The 15,640-nt window shown below is 57.5% G+C and carries 14 protein-coding genes and 1 pseudogene; 5 read left to right on the forward strand and 10 right to left on the reverse strand.

What is annotated here, in order from left to right; translation table 11 throughout:
* Positions 1–41: 41 nt before the first annotated feature.
* The 4 genes from ACYVHB_RS16360 to ACYVHB_RS16375 all read left to right on the forward strand — a co-directional run bounded on the left by ACYVHB_RS16360 (position 42) and on the right by ACYVHB_RS16375 (position 3,471).
* The gene (locus ACYVHB_RS16360) at positions 42–1,361 is read left to right on the forward strand and encodes a TolC family protein (RefSeq protein ID WP_461052836.1); all 1,320 of its coding nucleotides are present in this window, start codon (positions 42–44) and stop codon (positions 1,359–1,361) included.
* 11 nt (positions 1,362–1,372) lie between these two features.
* Entirely contained in the window at positions 1,373–2,038 is a 666-nt protein-coding gene (locus ACYVHB_RS16365) for a YdeI/OmpD-associated family protein (protein ID WP_461052837.1), read from the forward strand.
* A 95-nt stretch (positions 2,039–2,133) separates the two neighbouring features.
* Entirely contained in the window at positions 2,134–2,748 is a 615-nt protein-coding gene (locus ACYVHB_RS16370; protein WP_461052838.1) for a TspO/MBR family protein, read from the forward strand.
* A gap of 54 nt (positions 2,749–2,802) precedes the next feature.
* Complete coding sequence (locus tag ACYVHB_RS16375; protein WP_461052839.1) at positions 2,803–3,471, forward strand: GNAT family N-acetyltransferase; 669 nt, start codon at positions 2,803–2,805, stop codon at positions 3,469–3,471.
* Positions 3,472–3,666: 195 nt separating this feature from the next.
* Here ACYVHB_RS16375 and ACYVHB_RS16380 read toward each other — a convergent pair whose 3' ends face one another.
* The 10 genes and pseudogenes from ACYVHB_RS16380 to ACYVHB_RS16425 all read right to left on the reverse strand — a co-directional run bounded on the left by ACYVHB_RS16380 (position 3,667) and on the right by ACYVHB_RS16425 (position 14,511).
* Positions 3,667–4,755, reverse strand: a complete 1,089-nt coding sequence (locus ACYVHB_RS16380; protein WP_461052840.1) for an NAD-dependent epimerase/dehydratase family protein — start codon at positions 4,753–4,755, stop codon at positions 3,667–3,669.
* Between the two features lie 64 nt (positions 4,756–4,819).
* Positions 4,820–5,398: a Crp/Fnr family transcriptional regulator gene (locus tag ACYVHB_RS16385; RefSeq protein WP_461052841.1), complete on the reverse strand. Its 579-nt coding sequence runs from the start codon at positions 5,396–5,398 to the stop codon at positions 4,820–4,822.
* Positions 5,399–5,470: 72 nt separating this feature from the next.
* A pseudogene (locus tag ACYVHB_RS16390) lies at positions 5,471–6,199 on the reverse strand (SDR family oxidoreductase).
* Between the two features lie 65 nt (positions 6,200–6,264).
* The gene (locus ACYVHB_RS16395; RefSeq protein WP_461052842.1) at positions 6,265–6,546 is read right to left on the reverse strand and encodes a hypothetical protein; all 282 of its coding nucleotides are present in this window, start codon (positions 6,544–6,546) and stop codon (positions 6,265–6,267) included.
* Positions 6,547–6,624: 78 nt separating this feature from the next.
* On the reverse strand, positions 6,625–8,256 hold the full coding sequence (locus ACYVHB_RS16400) for an MBL fold metallo-hydrolase (protein ID WP_461052843.1): 1,632 nt from the start codon (positions 8,254–8,256) through the stop codon (positions 6,625–6,627).
* 330 nt (positions 8,257–8,586) lie between these two features.
* Positions 8,587–9,792: a DUF763 domain-containing protein gene (locus tag ACYVHB_RS16405; protein WP_461052844.1), complete on the reverse strand. Its 1,206-nt coding sequence runs from the start codon at positions 9,790–9,792 to the stop codon at positions 8,587–8,589.
* A 25-nt stretch (positions 9,793–9,817) separates the two neighbouring features.
* On the reverse strand, positions 9,818–10,450 hold the full coding sequence (locus ACYVHB_RS16410) for a DNA-3-methyladenine glycosylase I (protein ID WP_461052845.1): 633 nt from the start codon (positions 10,448–10,450) through the stop codon (positions 9,818–9,820).
* Positions 10,451–10,476: 26 nt separating this feature from the next.
* Positions 10,477–12,078 carry a DHA2 family efflux MFS transporter permease subunit gene (locus tag ACYVHB_RS16415; RefSeq protein ID WP_461052846.1) on the reverse strand — a complete coding sequence of 534 codons (1,602 nt, stop codon included), beginning with the start codon at positions 12,076–12,078 and terminating at the stop codon, positions 10,477–10,479.
* 25 nt (positions 12,079–12,103) lie between these two features.
* The gene (locus ACYVHB_RS16420; RefSeq protein WP_461052847.1) at positions 12,104–13,219 is read right to left on the reverse strand and encodes an HlyD family secretion protein; all 1,116 of its coding nucleotides are present in this window, start codon (positions 13,217–13,219) and stop codon (positions 12,104–12,106) included.
* Between the two features lie 20 nt (positions 13,220–13,239).
* Positions 13,240–14,511, reverse strand: a complete 1,272-nt coding sequence (locus ACYVHB_RS16425) for a TolC family protein (protein ID WP_461052848.1) — start codon at positions 14,509–14,511, stop codon at positions 13,240–13,242.
* A 287-nt stretch (positions 14,512–14,798) separates the two neighbouring features.
* Between ACYVHB_RS16425 and ACYVHB_RS16430 the strand changes: the two genes are divergently transcribed.
* Positions 14,799–15,461, forward strand: a complete 663-nt coding sequence (locus tag ACYVHB_RS16430; RefSeq protein WP_461052849.1) for a MarR family winged helix-turn-helix transcriptional regulator — start codon at positions 14,799–14,801, stop codon at positions 15,459–15,461.
* The last annotated feature ends 179 nt before the right edge of the window (positions 15,462–15,640 follow it).

Genomic DNA, 15,640 nt, shown 5'->3' on the forward strand with positions numbered 1-15,640 from the left:
CCAAAGGGGGCTTAAATCAAAATCAGTAATCGCCTACAAAGATGAACGCATTCCGAAAAACTCAGTATTGGTTTACGCTGGCCGCGCTGGTCTATCCGTTTTGCGGTCGGGCGGCTTTTGGTCAGTCCATCACCCTCCCGCAGGCGTTGCAACAGGCGCAGGCGAACCGGCTGGAACTGACCAACCAGCAGCTACAAACCGAGATTGTGGCCAGTGACGAAGCCCGCCGACGCGCCCGATGGCAACCGCAGGTAAGCGCCGGGGCCGATTTTCGCTGGAATACCCAGATTCAGCGCAACATCATCCGCAACGCGCCCTTTGCCAATGGCGAAGACGTGACGCTGCTGTTCGGTACGCCCGTCACGAACGTGCTAAGCGTGCAGGCCGAGCAGAAAATCTACGACGCGCAAAGCCGCGTGGAGCGGAGCATCAACATATTGAGCGTTGAGGGTCAGCGGGTGGCACTCGAAAAGCTGAAGGTGGACGTGCGCCAGCAGGTGACGCAGGCGTATTATGGGGCGGTGTATAACCGGGAGAAGCAACGGCTGTCAGACCGTGCCCGTGAGCGGGCGCGTGGGTATCTGGAACAGGCCCGGACGCGGCTGAAGGCGGGTACGCTGCCCAAAACCGAACTCGACCGCTTCGCCCTGGACCTGAGCAACGCCGAACTCACCCACCGCAACGACGAGCGCGAATACACCCTGAGTCTGGAACATCTGCGCTACCGAGTCTCTGGCAACGGTCCCGTGGCACCCGCCGATTCGCTGGCCGCGCTGCTCGGGCCGACCGACCCGACCGCTGAGAGCGTGGACAACCGGCCCGAACTGAAGCAGGAAGATCTGACGAGGCAACTGAACGAGCTGAACCAACGGCGCGAAGGGGCACGGCTGGCTCCGGTCGTCGCGGCCTACGGTGCGTACTTCGCCCAGCAGTTTGCCGATACGTTCAACCCGTTTGAGTCAGGTACGTGGTTTCCCTACAATTACGTGGGCGTTCGGGTCAGCGTCCCTCTCTTCGATGGGCGGCAGGTACGGCTGAACCGGCAGGATTACGTCCGGCGGGCGCAGATGAGTCAGAACACCGTCCGGCGGTTGCAGGCCGATTTCGACTACGAACGACAATCGGCCCGCAGCACCTTAGCCCAGGCCCGCGAGACACTGGCCGAAACCGGGAAGAACATCGTCCAGGCGCAGCAGATTCTGGCCGTTGACCGCGTCCGGTTCGACGCAGGTACGTTGCTGCTGGCTGATTTTCGGGCCAGTGAATACAGTCTGCAACAGGCCGAGACCAATTACCTCCGCGCCGTGTACGACGTGCTGCTGGGTCAGTTGGCCCTCCAAAAAGCAACCGGAACGTTATAGCCAGCCGACCGATGACCAATCCCGTACGCTCACCGGCCCCGATTATTTCCCCAATATCGTCTCACCCGTTACTGAATCCACTGGCATCCCCCACCAAAACCCCGGACACCCTGGCTCCCAAAAGTGCCAGCGACTGGCGCGAGTGGCTGAGCAGACACCACGCCGACCGGCAGAGCGTGTGGCTCATGATTTTCCGCAAGCACGGCCAAACGCCCAGTCTGACCCACGACGAAGCGTTGGACGAAGCGCTGTGTTTTGGCTGGATCGACAGTGCCATCCGCAAAGGTGACGATGAGCATCACCGGCAACTCTTCTCCCAGCGCAAACCCAAAAGTAATTGGAGCCGTGTCAACAAAGAAAAAGTGGCGAAGCTCACAGCGGCTGGCCGGATGACCGAAGCGGGGCAGGCGATGGTGGATTTAGCCAAGAAAACGGGTACCTGGACGGCCTTAGACGAGGTAGAAAAAGGCACCATTCCGCCCGATTTGGACGAAGCGTTCAAGGCCAATGCTACCGCGAAAAACTATTTCGAAGGGTTCCCGCCCTCGGCCCGGCGGGGCATTCTGGAATGGCTGCTCAACGCTAAAACCGAAATGACCCGCACGAAGCGTATCACCGAGATCGTGGCGAAGGCGGCAAAAAACGAGCGGGCCAATTTTCCCGATAAGAAAAAGTGAGGCAGTACGTCCGGCCCGAAAAGTAAGTATCAGTGCCGATAACGTGGGTACGTTGCCGGAAAATCAAGTGTCAACTTTTTAAATCAATCAACCGTATGAAAACGCTTTTTGGCAACCCTCGTGTCCAGTGGTGGCACGGCGCTTTATTTCTGCTGGGCGTCAACGCGCTGGAATGGGCTTTGTCACCCCGGCGCACGAAAAACCAGCCCGACATTGGTGATTATTACGGCAAGCTGAAAAAGCCGCCCCTCTCGCCCCCCGACTGGGTTTTTCCGGTGGTGTGGCTGGGCATCAATTCAGTGCTGGTGGGTGGCAACGTCCGGCTGCTGAATGCGCCCGATTCACTGCCGCACAAGCGCGAACTGCTCCGCCTGCAGGGGGCCAACTGGCTGCTGTTTGCCACCTACAGTTTTGCCTACGCCCGCCTGCAAAGCCCGATTCTGAGCGCGGTCTGGACTAACGCCGGTGCCGTGATTGCCTGGCGGAGTCTGTATCTGGCCGCAAAAGGTGACCGGAAGATTGCCTTCTCGCTGATACCGCTGACGCTCTGGGAAACCTACGCCAGCTACCTGACCGCCTACCAGGCCCTGACCAACCGGGATGACTTGTTCGATACGCCCCCGCTGCTGGCCGCCCCTGACAACGCGAAGTCCGACGCCCCCGCCGGAGAAGCCCCTGAAACACCGGTGGTCAAGGCCATCTTGGAATAACGTTTCCGAGTAAATAATCAACTGCTTTGACGATCTGACTTAAATCAATTTCTTATGCAACCACACACTGGCGACCTGGTCCAATTCCGGTCCGCGACTCGCGCCGATCTGTCGTTCGTAGCCTGGTGCAACCGCCAGGCTACGTCGCCCGCCCCCGATTTTTGCTACTGGGATCCGCTGCTGGCCCACACGTCAACCGACACCGATCAGTTTTTACAAACTGTATACACCCACGACGCGCTGGCTTGGGGCCGGGTCGAGGACTTCGTGGTGGGTGAAGCCGATGGGCGGTTAATCGCCGGATGTTCTGGCTTCGTCATGAGCCAGACCGACTACCGTCCCCTGCGCCTGTCGCAGTGGCCCGCCGTTGTTGCCGCTTTAGCGTGGACCGCCGAGCAGTCGACTACGTTCATGACCCAGTATGCGGGTGTATGGCCCAACCCCCACGACGAAACTCTGAAACCATCGGGCGAGTGGACCATCGAGTGCGTGGCTGTGCATCCCGACTACCAGGGGCAAGGTATCGGCAAACAGCTACTGGAAGCGGCACTGGTGGCCGGTCGGCAACAGGGGCATTCGTCGGCGGGCATCTCGGTCACGATTGGCAACCAGCCCGCCGAGGCCCTCTACAAAGCCGTGGGCTTCGAGCCGTACATCACCTACTGGGGGGTCTACTCCGGTGGGGCATATCCGGGAAGTCATAAATACCGGAAGAAACTGTGAGGAGCGAATTTGTTTCTGTCTCATAGGCTCAACAAACCCAGGGGGGTAGCCTGGGTACTTGTGCGGAAAAGTACGGCAGCGGCTGACCGCAAAATTCGTCATTCGGCCATTGCATCTTTCGAGCGATATGCGCCAAATTCTACCCTTATTTAGTGCTTATCGGCAACCGTGCATACTGGGTTCGATCTGGTCTGCTCAGGCCGTCGCTACTTTGGTGTCTGGTCGGGCTGGATTAGCAGCCGGTGACGTACCGGGCAAGCCGGACAAGCGGGCGTAGTTGGCCTGTAGGTAAAGCAACGCGTCTTCTACCGCCTGGGCAGGTAGTTTGGGTTTAAAGCCTAAATCACGCCGGGCCTGGCTGATGTCGAAGTCCTGCTTTACGCCGTATAGCATGGAAACCAGGTTTGTTCGCAGTAGTGGGGCTTTGCCCGTGAAGCGGCTGCTTAGTTCCATCACGAACGCCATTACGTAAAGCAGTGCCCTGGGCACTGCGGGCGGTAGTTTAAGACCCAGATCAGGAAACAACTTCATCGTTAGGGCCGTCGTTTCGCGCAGGGTCATACTTTTCTCGTTGGCCAGAATGTAACGACGACCGTTAATACCCTGCTGGGCAGCCGCGTAACAACCGGCTGCCACGTCTTTGACATCCACCCAGTTGATGGTGAACGAAGTTTCGATGGGTATCTGCTTATCATAAACCGACTTGAGAATGGCGAACGACTCATTCAGGACAAAGGCTTCGCTCCCAATCATCGCCGACGGAAGCACGCTGACCAGGTCCAGCTTGTATTCCTTCGCCAATTGGAAGGCCAGTTGCTCGGAGTCGTTTTTAGACTTGTAGTACACGCTACGCCGGTCGGGGTTGAAGCCGTAACTTTCTTTCGTAGGCATGGTGCTGTAGTTGAGGGCCGCGACCGAGCTGACGTAAACCACTTTCTGAACCCCCGCTTCAGCGGCCGCTTCCAAAATGTTGCGCGTCCCCTGCATATTCACGTCGTAAATCTCTTTTTCCTCGTCTTTTGCCCACAGTTTGAAAACCGCGCCCACGGCATAAAGCGTTGTTACGCCTTTCATTGCCCGCACAAGCGATGGTTTGTCAACGAGGTCGGCCGCTACGACCTCACAGTCGAGATCGGCGAATGGTTCGCGATTTTTGGTATTACGAACCGAGGCCCGGACGCGCTCTCCCTGAGCGAGTAGATGACGAACCAAATTATTGCCTAAGTGGCCGTTGGCTCCGGTGACTAACGAAAGCGGCTGACCGCTTAGCTGTTGCGTGATCATTGTCGTATTGATTAATTGACACGACAAAGGTCAGCCCTGCTCCGCTGCGCTCACTTGACATAGGTTAGGAAATGATCTGCCGCCGAATACGACTAAGCGATTCGGGTTTGATACCAATGAACGATGCGATGTATTGCAGCGGCACGTTCTGGACAATGTCGGGTTGGTGGTGCAGAAGTTTCAGGTAGCGCTGCTCGGCGGTGAGCGTCACCAAATCTTTAGCGCGCTGCTCATTATAGCTGACCGACTGTTCAAAAATCAATCGACTAAACTCGGCAACGTGCTGGCTTTGCAAATAGAGTTGGTCGAGGTTAGGGCGGCTGATGGCCAGCAGTTGGCAATCGGTCAGGCACTCGACGCAGGTGGTGGACGGTGATTGATGAATGAAACTATCGAAGGCCGTAATAAACCCCGGCTGGCAGTTCAGATGGGAGGTAACTTCGTTGCCGTTGTCTTCGGTCGAGAACACGCGCACATAGCCCTGGTTGATGAAATAAAGCTGCCGCGCCACCTGTCCCGGCTCAACTAAACGCGTGTGCTGGACCACCGCAATGGGCTTGAAAAAAGCTTCCAGCAAAACCCGGTCGGCTTCCGTGACGGTCACTAAGCTCCGCATCAGGGTTAAGAGTTTGTCGTGCTTCATGTTGTTTTCGTATTTGCTGGGGCGTGATGACCCGGAGTGCTCTAAATAGCAACAGCCGTTTCTTCTTTACGTTCAACTACGCTGCATGATGCGCCCGGCTACACCGGGGAGCCAGCGGTGCAGAGTTAGCAGTGCCTTCGCCCGGCCAATCCGCATTTCAGGCCGGTTGGTTTGCCAGCCCCTCATAAATTCATCCACGAGCGCGCCCGGCGAAATCTTGCCAGATCCGCGCCCCGCCGTCATGGGCGTATCGACTAAGGGAGGTATCACTTCCATCACCTGTACGCCCGGTAACTGATAGCGTAGTGCCTGGGTAAAAATATGAATACCTGCTTTGGTCGCATCATACACCGGAGCCGACGCTTTCGGCACGAACCCCAACGCCGACGACACGTTCACAATGGCGGGGTCAGCGTTGGTTTTCAGCAAGGGTAGCAGGAGCGTAATCAGTTTGATCGGAGCCATCAGATTCGCCTTGATTTCATACTCGACCTTGTACAGAGCATCCGGCTCCGTATCGAATTGGTAGTTGTATTGCACCGATGCGTTGTTTATCAGCACGTTGAGCCGGGGATGGTTCTGTTTGAGGTAATGCACCAGTTCGTGGAGGTCTTAAGGTCGGCTCAGATCACCCCCGAACGTATGCAGGGCAGGCAGTTCGGTCTGAGCCTGCCGGAGTTTCTCCGCATCGCGCCCTGTAATGATGACTTCGTTGCCCAACCCGGCAAATCGCCGTGCCATCGCCAGGCCGATACCCGACGAACCGCCGGTGATGAGGATGCAGTTTCCTGTCGTTTTCATGAGCGTTGTTTGATAAAGCCGTAAGCCAATCCGGCTGGATTGGCTTACGGCTACTGGCTACTTGATTAGTTAGTGGCAATCGTTTCGACTTCGATCAAGCAACCGGGCGCGGTGGCCAGCATGGGCAGGGGTACGATGCTACTGGCGGGGAACACTTTTGCGCCCCACTCTTTACCCGCTACTTCGATGAGAATTTTCTTCTTTTCGGGGTTGAACAACCCGGTCGGGTTGATGAAAGTGTTCTTTTGTTGCTGAAGAACACGGCAGCGGCCGGCCGCCGGAGTTTGGGCATTAGCGATGGTGGCAGTCATGGCCAGAGCGATTAAATTGATGATTAGTTTTTTCATGGTGATCCCGCCGGGGCGGTGTTTTTAAACTACGTTGATTACTGAGACAAAGGAACAGGAGCAGCAACCCCGCTCCATTTACATAGGTAAAGAAAGGCGGGTGGCCCAGGTCTGTTTCTCAAACAGATACGGATTCTCCAGTACGATATCCGCCCGGTGGCGCGGTATCCGGCTCGTATCGTGGCCCGGAAACAGCACCAGCTCAGGCTGGGCGATGAGTAAGGCCCGGAGCTGATTCCGTACCTGTGCCGCCCGTGACCCGTCCGTCGAAACGCGCTCCACATCATCCGACCGCAGCCAGTCCCAGTGTACTACGGCATCGCCAGCCAGCAACACCGGACCGCTATCGAGGTTGACCCACGCCATCAGGTCTTCGGCGGAGTGGCCCCCGCCCCGAATCAGGCGAATGGTGCCATCGCCCAGTAGATCGTACAGATTTCCGATGGCCGACTGAACATGTTTGGCGGTTTCTGCCCGTTGAATGGCCTGTAAATGAGCCGGTAATTTTGTCGCGTCGGCGTTGGTCGCCAACACGATGCGGGCTTGCGGGAAGGCACTCAGATTGCCTACATGATCGTCGTGCAGATGCGACAGGATAACCTGCTTCACCTTCGCCGGGTCCAGGCCCACGCGCTTCATCTGCCGGTCGAGGGTCTGATTCGGTTCGCCCCGGCTCTCGAAGAGCACTGACATTGGGAAGGGTAGTGCCGCTTCGCCCCGGCTGGCCACGTCCGACGACAGCCCCGCGTCGAACACGATCAGACCCGCCGTTGGGTGCTCGATGACAAAAGCGGGGGCGGGCCGCCAGGTCGGATTGCCCGGTGCCAACGCCCGCGACATGCGGTTATAGCCCGTATTGAACATGTGCAGACGAACCCCCGTTTTTAGCTGATACGGAATCGGCGCAAAACTTTTGATTTCGGGTCCGGCCAGTCGTTGGGGCTGGTAGGCAAACAGGATGCTGAGCAGCAGCATCGTACCGATGAGTGCGCCCGCCACCAGACCAATGCCTTTTACCAGCCGGGTAACGGGTGCCGCACTGACGGGTTGGCGGTTAACGAGCAGTAACAACGTGGTGGCCACCGCCAGTATCGGCCCGTGCGGGATGTACTGAAACACCAGCGTGAACACGACCGCCAGCGGAACCACCAGAAACGGCAGCGCGGCAGCAATCCGGGACCGACCAGCAGAACGACGAATCCGAAAAGCAAGAATCGTGACCAGCCCCAGCGAACCCAGCAATGCGGGAACTTCGAGGTTCCAGAACAGCAACTCGCGGGCGGCTTTGGTCAGGTACTCGCCCCACCAGTACACCCCCGCATCGGCCAATGCGCCAAGGGTCAGCGTACCCAGCAGGCCGGTTTTAAGCCAACTTTGCGTAATGGTTCGTGTGAAAATAGTGGCCACCAATAAGCCGATATAGACCAGAATAAAGAAGTGACCGGCCTGAAAATACAACAGTGGCGGCTGACCCAGGCCGGAGGCAGCTACGTTGCCGAGCCAGTTCGGTGACAGCCATTGGGTGAGCAGCACCGAAGCCGGTGGCCCGCTGGGGCCGTTCCAGATACGGGATTGAAGCGGTAGCAGGAATGCCGCAATCAGAACGGCAAGCCCGGCACTGTAGCGGGCAATGGTATCCCGGAGTGAGGGAGCAGGGGATTGGGCCCGTTCGAGTTGCCGAACGGGCCCAATGAGTTGATTCGTTTCCATAACTGATACGTGTTTTGCGTTGATTAACAAGACAAAGGTCACGTACCCGCGAACGCCGGGCATTTACATAGGTAAAGAAGTGGGGTTGCCCCGATTGGCTACCGTCCGGCCATGCTCCGCCGAATGCGGCTGAGTTGAGTAGGCGTTACGCCGAGGTAGGACGCAATGTGGTACTGCGGAATAAGCGGCTCTAAGTGGCCATAATCGCGCTGAAACTGCTCGTGCCGCTGACCTGCATCGGGGTAGTTAGCACATCTCGGGTAAATCCGCCACGGACTGCCATTGGCTGGTCAATATCACTGATTTTTTGTTTATTCATGCATTGGCAAATTACACGTCAATTGGTGGCTGCGATGGGCCGTGGATACTCCGGCCACCGTATTGCCAGGAATCGTCGCGTTCTTTCTTGATCAGACCGGCAAAAGCTTGTTCGCCGTTTGGGTCGGGCGTGAAATTTTTCTCGGCTTCCTGCGCCATCGATGTTAATTTTTTCAGGGCTTGCTGCCGGTCCGTTTCGCCCAGCTTTGCCCGCTCGACCGACGTTTTTAGCGTCTGAATGGTCTCGTCGTACACCGTGGTCGGGACGGCAAATGGGCGACCACCTTTGCCGCCGTGGGCGAACGAAAACCGGGCCGGGTCCGAAAACCGCGACAGGGTACCGTGAATTACTTCGCTCACCAACGCCAGCGATTGCAGCGTTCGGGGACCCAGTCCTTGCAACAGCAGCAGATTCTCGAAATCGGCCGGGGCTTTCTCCTGCGCTAACCACAGGATGGACCCCAACCGTTTCAAATCCACGTCTTTCGCCCGCACGTCTTTGTGAGTCGGCATCACTAACTGTTTGATCTCGCGGATCATCCGTTCCGGTTCTTCGCCCACAATTTGCAGCATTGCCGCCTGCGACGGTTTGGCTTCCTTCGCCACCAAGTTCAGAATCGTGCCCTGCGACGTGCCGCAAACGGCGGCATGGGGTTCGTCCACAAACGAATGCAGGGCTTCCGAATGCCAGTGATACCGCCGGGCCTGGGCCAATTCGCCTTCCGTATTCATACCCTGCTGCACCACCGACCAGTTGCCCGACCGGCTGACCACGAAGCTGTGCAGGTACAACTGAAACCCATCCTGAACGGCGGTGTTGTCCACTTTCGCGCTTAAACGGCTGCACCGGGCCAAGTAGTTGCCATCCAAACCTGTTTTATCGCCCACGGCCACCAGTTCGTTCGGGGTTTGCAGCGAGTGTTTGCCCTTGCCGCCACAAACGTACAGCCCCAACTCGTGCGAACGTGGGTTGAGCGAGCGTTTGAGTGCTCCCATGACGGCGGTCGTTACCCCCGACGAATTCCAGTCCATGCCCAGCACGGCCCCGAAACTCTGAAACCAAAACGGGTCGGACAGCCGCCGGAGAAACTCGTCGTGTCCTTTCTCGACCAGAATGGCTTCGGCAATGGCCCCGCCGAGCGTGGTCATGCGGTCGAAGAGCCACCCGGGAATGGGGCCGCTGTAGAGGGGTATGTCGGCCGTGCCGGATTTTTTCATGATGAAGGAGCGATTGATTCGGGTGTTACGGGCGGTTCAGGTTGCGGGCCAGATCGAGGCAGTGCCGATGCCGGAAGCAGCTTACCGCATGGTCGTTGATCAAGCCCGCCGTTTGCATCAGGCCGTAGCAGGTGGCGGGTCCCATCAAGGCAAATCCCCGCTTTTTGAGGGCCTGACTCATGGCATCGCTCGCCGGGGTCGACAGCGGGGGTGGGTCACCGTCGGGCCGTTGGTTGTCGAGCGGGGTTCCATTGACGAAGGTATAGAAAAAGGCCAGCAGTTGCCCGTTTCCGCCCAGTTCGTCGCGCAGCCGTAGCCAGGCCCGGGCGTTGGTTACGGCGGCTTCCATCTTGCGCTGGTTCCGAATCAGCCGGGTGTTTTCGAGCAACTCGTCAATCCGGGCCGGGCCGAAATGGGCCAGCCGGTCGGGGTCGAAACCGGCCAGTTCCTCGCGGAAATGTTCGCGCTTTTGCAACACCAGATTCATGCCGATGCCGACTCCAAAGCCGTGCAGCACGATGTACTCGAACAGAACGTCGGTATCGGTAACGGGTTCGCCCCATTCGTGATCGTGGAAATCGCGCAACAGAGCGGGTTTTTCAAAAAAGCTGCATCGGGTGGGCGATGACCCGGCGGGGGAAGTTGTTTCGGGTGTCATGGGAGAATGGGTTAGTGGGGGACACGTCAATGCGCGGCACCGAGGTTGACGGGACCTTTTTTGATTTTTGCCAGTAAAACCAACGGCAATACAGCCGCGCAGATGATGCCGATGAGCATAAATCCTTCGGCGTAGCTGATCACGGCCGCCTGCGTCGAAACGGCCCCTTCCAGCGCACCCGTCGCCATCTTTTGGGCGTCCACTAATGAACGGCCACCGGCCTGAAACTGCATCACCAATCCCTGAAAACGATCAGCAGCCGCCGGATTCGACAGGGAAATATTGGGCAGTAAATCCATCCGGTGGACGCTCACCCGGCGGGCCACAAACGTGTTGACGACGGCGATACCCACCGCGCCCCCCAGCAGTTGGAGCATATTGGTGATGCCTGACGCCTGGGCAATGTCCTTGCCCCGTAACCCTGACAAACTCAGCCCGGCCACCGGCACGAAAATGAAGCCGAAGCCGATGCCCCGAATCAGTTGCGGCCAGAAGAAATCCGCTTCGCCCGCCTGCATCGTCGCACTGAAATAGGTCAGAATCTCGTAGGCAATCACGAAGTTAAACCCAATGATTACCAGTAGCTTCGGGTTCACGCCCTTGTTGATGGCGGCTCCCATCGCGCCCATCAGCATTCCCGTAATGAGCGACGAGGGCAACATCAGCAGGCCGGTTCGCGTCGCGTTCCAGCCCAGAAAGCCCTGCACGAACACCGGATACAAAAACACCGAGCAGTAAATACCCACCCCGAAGGCAAACCGCAGCACCGACCCCACCGCCACGTTGCGGTTGCCCAGCACCTTTAAATCCACCACCGGATGTTCGGTGGTCAGTTCGCGGTAGATGAACCCCGCCAGCCCGACGCCCGACGCCACGCCCAGCGCGACGATCAGGTGGCTGTCGAACCAATCTTTGCGTTCGCCTTCTTCCAGAAAAATCTGTAGACAGCCGATGCCGACGACCATGAACAGGATGCCGAGGTAGTCAATCTTGCCCGTCAGTTTGTGCTTCGTGCCTTTGATGAATTTCCACGACAAAACGGCAGCGATAATTCCGATGGGGATGTTGACGTAGAAAATCCAGCCCCAGTGGAAGTTGTCGGTCAGATAGCCGCCCAGCACCGGGCCGAGCGTGGGTCCCATCACGATGCCCGCCCCGAAAATGCCGTTCGCTTTGTCCAGTTCTTCGGGCGGGTACGTCTCCACCAGTACTGTTTGGGCCGTGGCCAGCAGTGCCCCCCCGCCAATGCCCTGCACAAACCGCCACAGAACCAGCATTTCGATGCTCTGCGCCGAGCCGCACAGAAACGACGCTGCCGTGAACAGCACGACCGATGCGGTGAAATACACCTTGCGTCCAAACAGGTCCGACAGAAAGCCCGTCAACGGAATAATGATGATGTTGGAGACCGCGTAAGCCGTAATGACCCAGGCCGTTTCCTCAATGGTAGCCCCCAGCGTACCGGCAATCTGCCGGGTCGCTACGTTCACAATCGACGTGTCGATCAACTCCATGATGGCGCAGGTGATGACCGTGATGGTGATGAGCAGCTTGCGGGTGCCAACCTCGTAGGTCGGCTCGGTCCGGGGCAGTGCCCCCGCCCCGGCAGTTGGATTGGTCGATTCCATGTGTGTTATGTGGTTGATGGTCAGATTAGTTCACGGTTACGGCTACGCTCATGCCCGCCCGCAGGGGAGTGGCCGGGTCGGTTTCGGTCAGGGCGATGCGGATAGGTATGCGCTGGGTTACTTTCACGAAATTACCGGTGGCGTTGTCGGGCGGGAGCATCGAAAAGCGGGCACCCGTGGCTGGTGACAGGGACTCGACTTTAGCCTTGAAGACCTTGTCGGGATACGCATCAACTTTCACCTCGGCGGGCTGCCCCACGCGCATCTCACCAACCTGGGTTTCTTTGAAATTGGCGATCACCCACACCTTGCTGTCGCCCGCGATCTGCATCAGCGTTTGCCCCGGCTGCACCACCTGCCCGATCTGAACGCTCTTGTTGGAAACAATCCCGTTGGCCGGGGCCGTGATGACGGTGTAGGAATGCTGAAGCCGGGCCGTTTCTAAGTTAGCGCGGGCCTGTTTCACGGCGAGTTCGGCCAGCCGGATGCCCTCGCCCGCGACCCCGGCCTGATTCGATACGGTCGTCACCTGTTTGCGGGCTGCACTCGCCTGTTGCTGCAACACCGTCACCTGCTGGCGGGCGGCATTGAGTTGGGCTTCCGCAGCATCACCCTCGGCTTTGGCGTTATCATACACGGCTCGGGGCGTCGATTGTTGCGCTAAGAGCTGCGCCTGCCGCTCGAAATTCTGCCGCGCCTGCAACGCCCGTACCTCGGCCACTTTGATGCCTGCCTGCGCCTGGGCGATACCCGCTGATGCGGCACCGGCATTATCGACCGCACTGCCCGTGCCGCTGCTGGCGGTTTGGGCGATTTTACGGGCCAGCATTACGTTGGCTTCCGCCTGCTGCACGGCTACGTCGGCCTGTTGCACCCGCAGGGCAAACTCGCGGGCGTCGAGAATGACCAGCGTGTCACCGAGTTTAGCGGGCCGGTTATCGTCGGTTCGGACAACGACTACGGTGCCGGGTACTTTGGAAATCACCGGGCTGATGTCGGCCTGCACCTGTGCATTGTCAGTTTCTTCACCGGAACCGCAGGCGGTCAGGGCAAGGGCTGTGAAAAGAACGACCGGACTAATCCAGCTACCGAATAAACAGTTGATAAAGAGACGCATGGCGAAAGGATATGATTGGTTCATGAATATGGACGAATGAGTTTTTACGGACGAACGGGCACGGACGGATTAATGCGCCCGACGCTTCTAAGCAGTTTCCAGCGGGCAAGTTCGGCGGTGGCCTGGGCCGATTGCTCATTGAGCCGGGCCTGGAGCAACTGCGTGTTGGCGTCCAGAAAATCGGCGGGAGTGGTCGTGCTGGCGTTCAGGCGGTTTTGCTCGACGCGGAAGTTTTCGGTCGCCTGTTCGACGGCTTGCCGGGCTACCCGGATTTTGTCGAGCGATTGCTGGTAGCCCTGGTACTGCGCGTTTACCTCTATCTGAATACCGTCGCGAAGCTGGTCGATACCCGAACTGATTTTGTCGATACCGTACTGGCTTTCCGCTTCTTTGGCCCGGTTGCCGTACTGCCCCGAAATATCGAAACTCAGAAATATGCCCACGTTCCAGGTGCCTTTGAAAGCCGGTTCGAGCGGGAACACCCGTTGATTGGGCCGATTATAGTCGTAACTGCCGCCCCAGCCCAATGTCGGCAGCCGGTTCGAGCGGACAATCCGCTGACCAATCAGAGCCGCATCGCGCCGTAGGCTGAGGGCTTTAAGTTCCGACCGGTTTTGCCCGGCTTCGGTCAGGTACGTAGTCAGCGGCTCCAACTCGCCACCAACGGCGGTCAAGGACGTGGAGTCAATGACGTACTCGGTAACAGTCGGTTCGCCGAGGGCCGTTGCCAAATTGAAGTTCTGGATGGCCTGCCCGCTTTGCACGTCGATCAGGCTGCTTTCGAGATTGGCAATGGCTAACCCAACCTTCAGCGCGTCGTTTTTGAGCACCAATCCCTGTTTTTCCAAGTTTTCCAGATCAGTACGTCGGTTCCTTAACAGCCGGACGTTCTGACGGAGGATGCGTTCGGTGGCATTGAGCAGGTACAGGTTATACCATATACTCGTGGCGTTGTCGGCGGCTTCGAGCCGGTACTGGGTGGCTTCCTGGCGGGTGGCTTCGGTTTCGCGCTCCGCGGCCTGAATGCCATAGCGGACCTTACCCCCGCCCCAAATCAGTTGCCGAACCTGCACGTTGTTGTAGGATTGATTCAGAATCTGCGGGTTCAGCACCAGGTTTTCCGCACCGGGCAGGCTGATGGTAAATGGGCGGATGTTGTCGCTGATGCGGACGTAACTCAGGTTTAGGCTGACGGCGGGCGCGTAGTTGTTGCGGGCCTGCTGGAGTTTAGCCCCGGCCATCCTCTGTTCGGCCGCATTGACTTTCAGGGCCTTGCTTTGCGTTGTTGCCCCGTTTATGGCGTCGGTGAGGGACAATGGTCGCCGGGGTTGGGCACTGACCGGTGTGAAGTGGGTTAGCCAGCCGGCTAGAGCGGTACATAGTAAAGCAGTACGATGCATACGTGATAAAGTTGGTGAATATTGGCTCGATTAGACGATAGTCCATTTGTGAACCTAATAAGTCCATAAATGGTTTATGTGATGAGCCAAGTTTTACAACTTATTTATCAACCTACACGCGTTCAATTCTTTACTTCCATTTATTTAATGCATTTATGGACAAACTGCGTTATACGGATAGACTTGTATTTTCTCAGTAGCCAATGAACACGACGTTAGTAAAAGACCTGCTCGACCTCGGCGATACGTTTGAGCAGGCATACCCCAACCCGGCAGATCAGACGAAGGCTAATTTTCTGGCTTGGGCGCACACCAACCAGTTTGATACCCCGGCTCTGGTGGAAGCCCCAACCTTTACCTATTATTCGGAGGAGGTACCCGTTCTGCAAACCCTGTTGTCGCACCTGGTAACCAATCTGGCCCGCTACTTTCGGTTTTACGTCAAGAAAGCTTTTGAGACCGTACCCCTGCTGTCATTCGATGATTTCATCGCCTTAGCCCACCTGGCCAAGCGGGGCAGCATGACTAAAACTGACCTCGTTGAGACGACCATTAACGAAAAAACGTCGGGGATGCTGGTCATCAAACGCCTGATCGACAACGGATTTGTGGTGCAGACGGATGACGAGATCGACAAGCGGGTTCGAAGACTAACCATTACCGACGAAGGAATGGCGACGCTTCGAGCCATTCAACCCGCCATGAATGGGGCAACTGCGCTGTTTGGAGGGGATTTGACGGAGTCTGAACAACGTCAGCTCAGCGGGCTGCTGGCTCGTCTGGATAAGTTTCATAGCCCGATTTATAAGGCTCACTTAACGCATAAAGACCGGTTTCCGGGTGAGTTGGGCCGGATAGCTGACTAATCGGGTCAACTAAAGCAGTTAGGGGGACCTCCCCCCATTTGTTGAACTGCTTAATGATTCAGGATTGGGTGTTCATTTGTTTTCTCTTTCCCTTCTATTTCAACCTTGTTGGGCCAGTCTGCCGTTGCGATTAATCCATCGAGCGAACTATCGGGTCGAAATGAGTTGAGTGCGATTAA

This window comes from Spirosoma arcticum (genome assembly GCF_054779955.1).

Coding starts and splice junctions, on each gene's coding strand:
- ACYVHB_RS16415 (WP_461052846.1), bottom strand. CDS start 12,078: ATGGAATCGACCAATCCAACTGCCGGGGCGGGGGCACTGCCCCGGACC.
- ACYVHB_RS16380 (WP_461052840.1), bottom strand. CDS start 4,755: ATGATCACGCAACAGCTAAGCGGTCAGCCGCTTTCGTTAGTCACCGGA.
- ACYVHB_RS16400 (WP_461052843.1), bottom strand. CDS start 8,256: ATGGAAACGAATCAACTCATTGGGCCCGTTCGGCAACTCGAACGGGCC.
- ACYVHB_RS16395 (WP_461052842.1), bottom strand. CDS start 6,546: ATGAAAAAACTAATCATCAATTTAATCGCTCTGGCCATGACTGCCACC.
- ACYVHB_RS16385 (WP_461052841.1), bottom strand. CDS start 5,398: ATGAAGCACGACAAACTCTTAACCCTGATGCGGAGCTTAGTGACCGTC.
- ACYVHB_RS16405 (WP_461052844.1), bottom strand. CDS start 9,792: ATGAAAAAATCCGGCACGGCCGACATACCCCTCTACAGCGGCCCCATT.
- ACYVHB_RS16430 (WP_461052849.1), top strand. CDS start 14,799: ATGAACACGACGTTAGTAAAAGACCTGCTCGACCTCGGCGATACGTTT.
- ACYVHB_RS16360 (WP_461052836.1), top strand. CDS start 42: ATGAACGCATTCCGAAAAACTCAGTATTGGTTTACGCTGGCCGCGCTG.
- ACYVHB_RS16420 (WP_461052847.1), bottom strand. CDS start 13,219: ATGAACCAATCATATCCTTTCGCCATGCGTCTCTTTATCAACTGTTTA.
- ACYVHB_RS16410 (WP_461052845.1), bottom strand. CDS start 10,450: ATGACACCCGAAACAACTTCCCCCGCCGGGTCATCGCCCACCCGATGC.
- ACYVHB_RS16375 (WP_461052839.1), top strand. CDS start 2,803: ATGCAACCACACACTGGCGACCTGGTCCAATTCCGGTCCGCGACTCGC.
- ACYVHB_RS16365 (WP_461052837.1), top strand. CDS start 1,373: ATGACCAATCCCGTACGCTCACCGGCCCCGATTATTTCCCCAATATCG.
- ACYVHB_RS16370 (WP_461052838.1), top strand. CDS start 2,134: ATGAAAACGCTTTTTGGCAACCCTCGTGTCCAGTGGTGGCACGGCGCT.